Source organism: Nitratidesulfovibrio liaohensis, from assembly GCF_011682075.1.
Classification (GTDB): domain Bacteria; phylum Desulfobacterota; class Desulfovibrionia; order Desulfovibrionales; family Desulfovibrionaceae; genus Cupidesulfovibrio; species Cupidesulfovibrio liaohensis.
In genome coordinates, this window is sequence record NZ_VSMK01000198.1 from 1 (window position 1) to 4893 (window position 4893).

The 4893-nt window shown below is 65.6% G+C and carries 6 protein-coding genes; 3 read left to right on the top strand and 3 right to left on the bottom strand.

Going from position 1 to position 4893, the window contains the following annotated elements; all coding sequences use genetic code 11:
• Both acpS and FVW27_RS07885 read right to left on the bottom strand, forming a co-directional pair.
• A partial coding sequence (gene acpS, locus FVW27_RS07880) for a holo-ACP synthase (RefSeq protein ID WP_167124134.1) occupies positions 1–219 on the bottom strand: 219 nt, incomplete at its 3' end.
• Positions 220–421: 202 nt separating this feature from the next.
• Positions 422–1147, bottom strand: a complete 726-nt coding sequence (locus FVW27_RS07885) for a pyridoxine 5'-phosphate synthase (protein WP_167124136.1) — start codon at positions 1145–1147, stop codon at positions 422–424.
• Positions 1148–1470: 323 nt separating this feature from the next.
• Between FVW27_RS07885 and FVW27_RS07890 the strand changes: the two genes are divergently transcribed.
• Positions 1471–2808 carry a UDP-glucose dehydrogenase family protein gene (locus tag FVW27_RS07890; RefSeq protein ID WP_167124138.1) on the top strand — a complete coding sequence of 446 codons (1338 nt, stop codon included), beginning with the start codon at positions 1471–1473 and terminating at the stop codon, positions 2806–2808.
• A 376-nt stretch (positions 2809–3184) separates the two neighbouring features.
• On the opposite strand, the gene FVW27_RS07895 is transcribed toward FVW27_RS07890, so the two are convergent.
• Positions 3185–3409, bottom strand: coding sequence for a hypothetical protein (locus FVW27_RS07895; protein WP_012611434.1), 225 nt, complete (start codon positions 3407–3409; stop codon positions 3185–3187).
• Between the two features lie 455 nt (positions 3410–3864).
• Between FVW27_RS07895 and FVW27_RS07900 the strand changes: the two genes are divergently transcribed.
• Positions 3865–4341: a chemotaxis protein CheW gene (locus FVW27_RS07900; RefSeq protein WP_007521528.1), complete on the top strand. Its 477-nt coding sequence runs from the start codon at positions 3865–3867 to the stop codon at positions 4339–4341.
• 361 nt (positions 4342–4702) lie between these two features.
• Positions 4703–4893 (top strand): hypothetical protein (locus FVW27_RS07905; RefSeq protein ID WP_167124139.1); only part of this gene is annotated, 191 nt, incomplete at its 3' end.

Sequence of the window (4893 nt, forward strand, 5' to 3'; positions counted from 1 at the left end):
GTCGCGCGGGCCGATGCCCTGCGAGAAGCCGGTGCCCAGCGCCTTGACGGCGGCCTCTTTGGCGGCGAAGCGCGCGGCCAGAAAGGCCACGGGCGCGGCGGGCAGGCAGGCCAGTTCCGCTGGGTGCAGCACGCGCGCGGCAAAACGCCGACCGTGGCGTTCCCAGGCCCTGGCGATGCGCGAAAGCTCCGCGATGTCGATGCCGAGGCCCACAATCATGCGCTGTCTCCGGTGTGTGCGGGCTGGTGCATCATAATAGATGGACTGCGTTGGGTTCGCCGTGTGCCAAAGGCGGGGCGTGGTTGGCGCTGTTTCTGAATTGCGATCGATGGGCGTAAGGCTCGCGTTCTCGCCTAACGGCCACGCTTTGCGCCCTTCGGGTCGGAAGCCAACGGACGAAAAGACACTTCAGAAACAGAGCCTACGCCGGAAAGCGGGCAATGATGGCAGCCATGTCGGCCACGGCGCGCTCGAACCCGGTGAACACCGCGCGGGCAACGATGGAATGGCCGATGGAAAACTCGCTGATGCCCGGCACGTTCGCGAACTCGTAAATGTTGTCGTAGTTCAGCCCGTGACCAAGGTTCACGCCAAGCCCCAGCGAACGGGCAAGGCCGATGGCCCGCACGATCTTGTCGCGTTCGGCCCGCTGGGCGGCGCGGGTGGGGGCGTCGGCGAAGTGGCCGGTGTGCAGTTCGATGTACGGGCAGCCGATGGCGGCTGCGGCCCGCACTTGCGCCTCGTCCGCCTCTATGAACAGGCTGGACAGGATGCCCCGGGCGTGGATGGGGGCCAGGTAGTCTTTCAGGAACGCCTCGCGCCCGGCCACGGCAAGCCCGCCCTCGGTGGTCAGTTCCTCGCGCTTTTCGGGTACCAGGCAAACCATGTACGGCTGGCGGGCAAGGGCAATGGCCTGCATTTCTTCGGTGGCGGCCATTTCCAGGTGCAGGCGGGTCTTCAGGGTACGAGCCATCAATTCCACGTCGTGGTCCTGGATGTGACGGCGGTCTTCGCGCAGATGCACGATGATGCCGCGCGCGCCCGCCAGTTCCGACAGGTGGGCGGCGGTGAGCGGGTCCGGTTCCTTGCCCTTGCGCTGCTGGCGCAGGGTGGCGACGTGGTCCACGTTGACGACGAGAACGGGCATGGTGGCTCCTTGGGTGAACATACCGAATGTGCGGGATTTTCACACCCTGGCGGGCGTGAAGTCAAGGGCGCAACGTCCGGTCGGCGTCTGATCGAAATCTGGGGCCGGGTACCGGGGCGCGGCGTCTGAGTGCCGTGTCTGTGGGGGGGGCTTGTGCCGTTCGCCCATCATTCATGTGTGCAGTGGCGCTTGCTCATCCGTTGACGAACGACGGGGCTGCGATGTAGGGCAGGGGGCGTATATCAGATGACCACTCAATCATCGGCGGTAGCCACTGCCGCCCACACATTCGCATATCCCGCACGAAACATAACGAGGATCGCATGAACGTCTGCATTGTCGGCACCGGCTACGTCGGTCTGGTTAGCGCCGCCTGCTTTGCTGAAATGGGCAACAACGTCTGCTGCGTCGACGTGAACCCCGCCGTTGTGGAAACCCTGACCGCCGGCAAGGTGCACATCTACGAACCCGGCCTTGAGGAACTGGTGCGCCGCAATCACGCGGAAGGACGCCTGGTCTTCACCACCAGCCTGGAACAGGGCCTTGAGCGCGCCCAGTTCGTGTTCATCACCGTGGGCACCCCCTCGCGCGAGGACGGATCGTGCGACCTGTCGTTCGTGGACCAGGTGGCTCGCGAGATAGGCCGCCTGATGCACCGCCCGCTCATCGTGGTGGACAAGTCCACCGTGCCGGTGGGCACCGCCGACCGGGTGCGCGGCCTGATCCGCGAGGAACTGGCCGCGCGCGGCGCGGACATCGCCTTCGACGTGGTGTCCAACCCCGAATTTCTCAAGGAAGGCGACGCGGTGAACGACTTCATGAAGCCGGACCGCGTGGTGGTGGGCACGGAGGATGAACGCTCCGCCGAATATCTGCGCCAATTGTACGCACCCTTTGCCCGCAGCCGCGACAAACTCATCGTCATGGGCACCCGCAGCGCGGAAATGACCAAGTACGCCGCCAACTGCATGCTGGCCACCAAGATTTCGTTCATCAACGAAATCGCCGGTATCTGCGAAAAGGTGGGGGCCGACGTGCGCGAGGTGCGCATCGGCATCGGCTCGGACCAGCGCATCGGCTACCATTTCATCTACCCCGGCGTGGGTTACGGCGGCTCGTGCTTTCCCAAGGACGTCAAGGCGCTGATCCACACCGCGCGCGAAGCCGGGGCCGTGCCGCAGTTGCTGGACGCCGTGGAAGACGTCAACGCCCGCCAGAAGGTGTCCATGGCCCGGCGCGTGCGCGACTACTTCGCGCCGCAGGGCGGGGTTGCGGGCAAGACGCTGGCCCTGTGGGGCCTGGCTTTCAAGGCCAACACCGACGACATGCGCGAGGCGGCGGCTCTGTCCATCATCAAGGACCTGACCGACCACGGCATGCGGGTGCGGGCCTTTGACCCGGTGGCATCGGAGAACGCCGCGAAGCTCATCGGCGACAACCCGTTGGTGGAGATCGTGAGCAGTCAGTACGAGGCCTGCCGGGGCGCCCAGGCGCTGTTGGTGGTCACCGAGTGGAACCAGTTCCGCAACCCCGACTTCGAGCGGGTGAAGGAACTGCTGACCGCGCCGGTGCTGTTCGATGGCCGTAACCTGTATTCCCCGTCGTTCATGGGCGAGCAGGGCTTTGCCTACTTCTGCGTGGGCCGCGCCGCCAGCCTGTAGCCGGGCGACATTGAATATGTAAGGCCCCCGTCGGAGATTCCGGCGGGGGCCTTTGCATTGGACGGGTGTGTGTCATCGGCGCGGGTGCGGCTGCCAGCCGTGGCCGATTGCCGCTGTATGGAAGGGGTGGCATGCCCGGTTGACCTGATTCGGCGCGGTTGGACAACTCGGGACAGGTTGTGGGCTGTCCGCTCTCCCGCCGCCTGCTCGCAACCGTCCGTCGTTCTTCTCCGCCCGCGGTTCGTCCGTGCAGGGCGCACAACGCGGAAAGGGCCGCATCCCATGGTCGGGATGCGGCCCTTTCCGCGTTGCCGGCATCAGGTTCCGGCTGGCGGCTCCGATGACGGGTGTGCCTGGGCGGCGTCTGGCGTGTTGCCTAGGGGCGCCGGTCCAGGCTGCGTCTACAGGATCGCAGTTGCAGTTCCTGCAGGATCAGCCGTTCGTACTCCACGGAGTGCTGCGGCTGCACGTTGAAGTCTTCTTCCAGAAATTTTTCGAGGAACTGGGTCTCCTCCCAGAAGTCGAGCAACTCCTCGTCACCGAGAGCCTTGATTTGCAGGGCGAGGGGCAGGTCGTCGGGGAAGGGGAACATATGCGCCATCGGCAGCATTCCTCCGCATCGGTGGACATTGTGGTGCCGGGGCGGTCGCCGGGCCGGCCGCCTGCCTCTCTCGGGCGTCATTGGTCGCTCGTGCACCCGCCCGTGCGGTCCGGTGGCGTCACCGTTTCCGCATGCTTGCACCGGCGCGACCACCTCTGGATGGGGTGCGCTCGGCAGGTCCCTGCTGCCCGCGTGCGCGCACATGGCGCACGGCCAACGCGCGGAGTGCGCGTGGCGTTACGGGGCAAACGGACTGGTTGGGCTGTGCAGCCACCTTTTACGCCACGGCGGCATGATTATCAAGCCCCATGGCCGCAATGCGGCACATCGAAAGGAAGATGGGGCGGGGGTGTCGCTTGCCTTGAAAGATGATTCCGCATAGGATTGTGCGTGCGGTCGCGGCGTTCGTCGCCCGGACTGCCGCAACTGTCGCTACCCGCACCAAGGAGCTGGTCATGGATGCAACGCAGAAGAAGCAGGATGATGAACTGCTGCAACTCGTAACGTTCAGTATCGGCGATGAGGAATTTGGGGTGGACATCCTCAAGGTGCAGGAAATCATCCGCACCATGGAGATCACCAAGGTTCCCCGCGCGCCGGAGTTCGTCGAGGGCGTCATCAACCTGCGCGGCAAGGTCATTCCCATCATCGACCTGCGCCGCAGATTCGGTCTCGACTCCAAGAGCCACGACAAGCATACCCGCATCATCGTCATCGAGATCAACAACATGATTGTCGGGTTCGTGGTGGATTCCGTTTCGGAAGTGCTGCGCATTCCCGCGAGCACGGTCGAGCCGCCGCCACCGGTGGTTGCCGGGCTGGAGTCGGAGTACATCAGCGGCGTGGGCAAGTTGCAGGATCGCCTGCTGATCCTGCTGGACCTCGACAAGCTGCTGTCCAACGACGACATGAGCATCCTGGGCCACATCTAGGCATTTCCCCCGTTCTCGCACGCGCCCCGGCGGCTTCGGCCCTCGGGGCGCTGCGCATTGGAAGGGGGTGGCGGACCGGGCCCTTTTTCCGCATGACGGGCAGGATCCAGGCCATTGCGCAGCATGGCTGGTATGAACCGGGTGTGAGCCGGACCATTGCGCCGCATGACCGAACCGGGTAAGGTCCCGCCCTGCGCACGGCACGCGCCGCGCGCACCACACGACAACCACGCCGTCTTCCCCCGTGCCCGCGCCGCGCGCAATAGGGGCGAAGCGGCCTTTTGCCGTTCACCTGCGCACCGTTACGCCCCCCTGCTGATGGGGCGTGAAGGGCATTGCCGCGCGGGGGCACGGAGGCACCGTGAATTTCGAGCAATTGACATCCCGGCTGGCTGCGTCCGGCCTTGCCGTACCCGCATCCGGCGGCGGCCATTCCGTCGGGGCGCATGCCCTGGCAGAGGCCCTGCGGATAGAGGTGGCCCGCAGCGGCATGGGCGGGGCTGCCCGTCTGGCCCTGGCCCTGATGCGCGCCGGGCGCGACGTGGTCATGGT

What these genes read in the sequence shown, in the direction of transcription:
- FVW27_RS07885 (WP_167124136.1), bottom strand. Translation starts at nt 1,147, where the DNA reads ATGCCCGTTCTCGTCGTCAACGTGGACCACGTCGCCACCCTGCGCCAG.
- FVW27_RS07890 (WP_167124138.1), top strand. Translation starts at nt 1,471, where the DNA reads ATGAACGTCTGCATTGTCGGCACCGGCTACGTCGGTCTGGTTAGCGCC.
- FVW27_RS07895 (WP_012611434.1), bottom strand. Translation starts at nt 3,409, where the DNA reads ATGGCGCATATGTTCCCCTTCCCCGACGACCTGCCCCTCGCCCTGCAA.
- FVW27_RS07900 (WP_007521528.1), top strand. Translation starts at nt 3,865, where the DNA reads ATGGATGCAACGCAGAAGAAGCAGGATGATGAACTGCTGCAACTCGTA.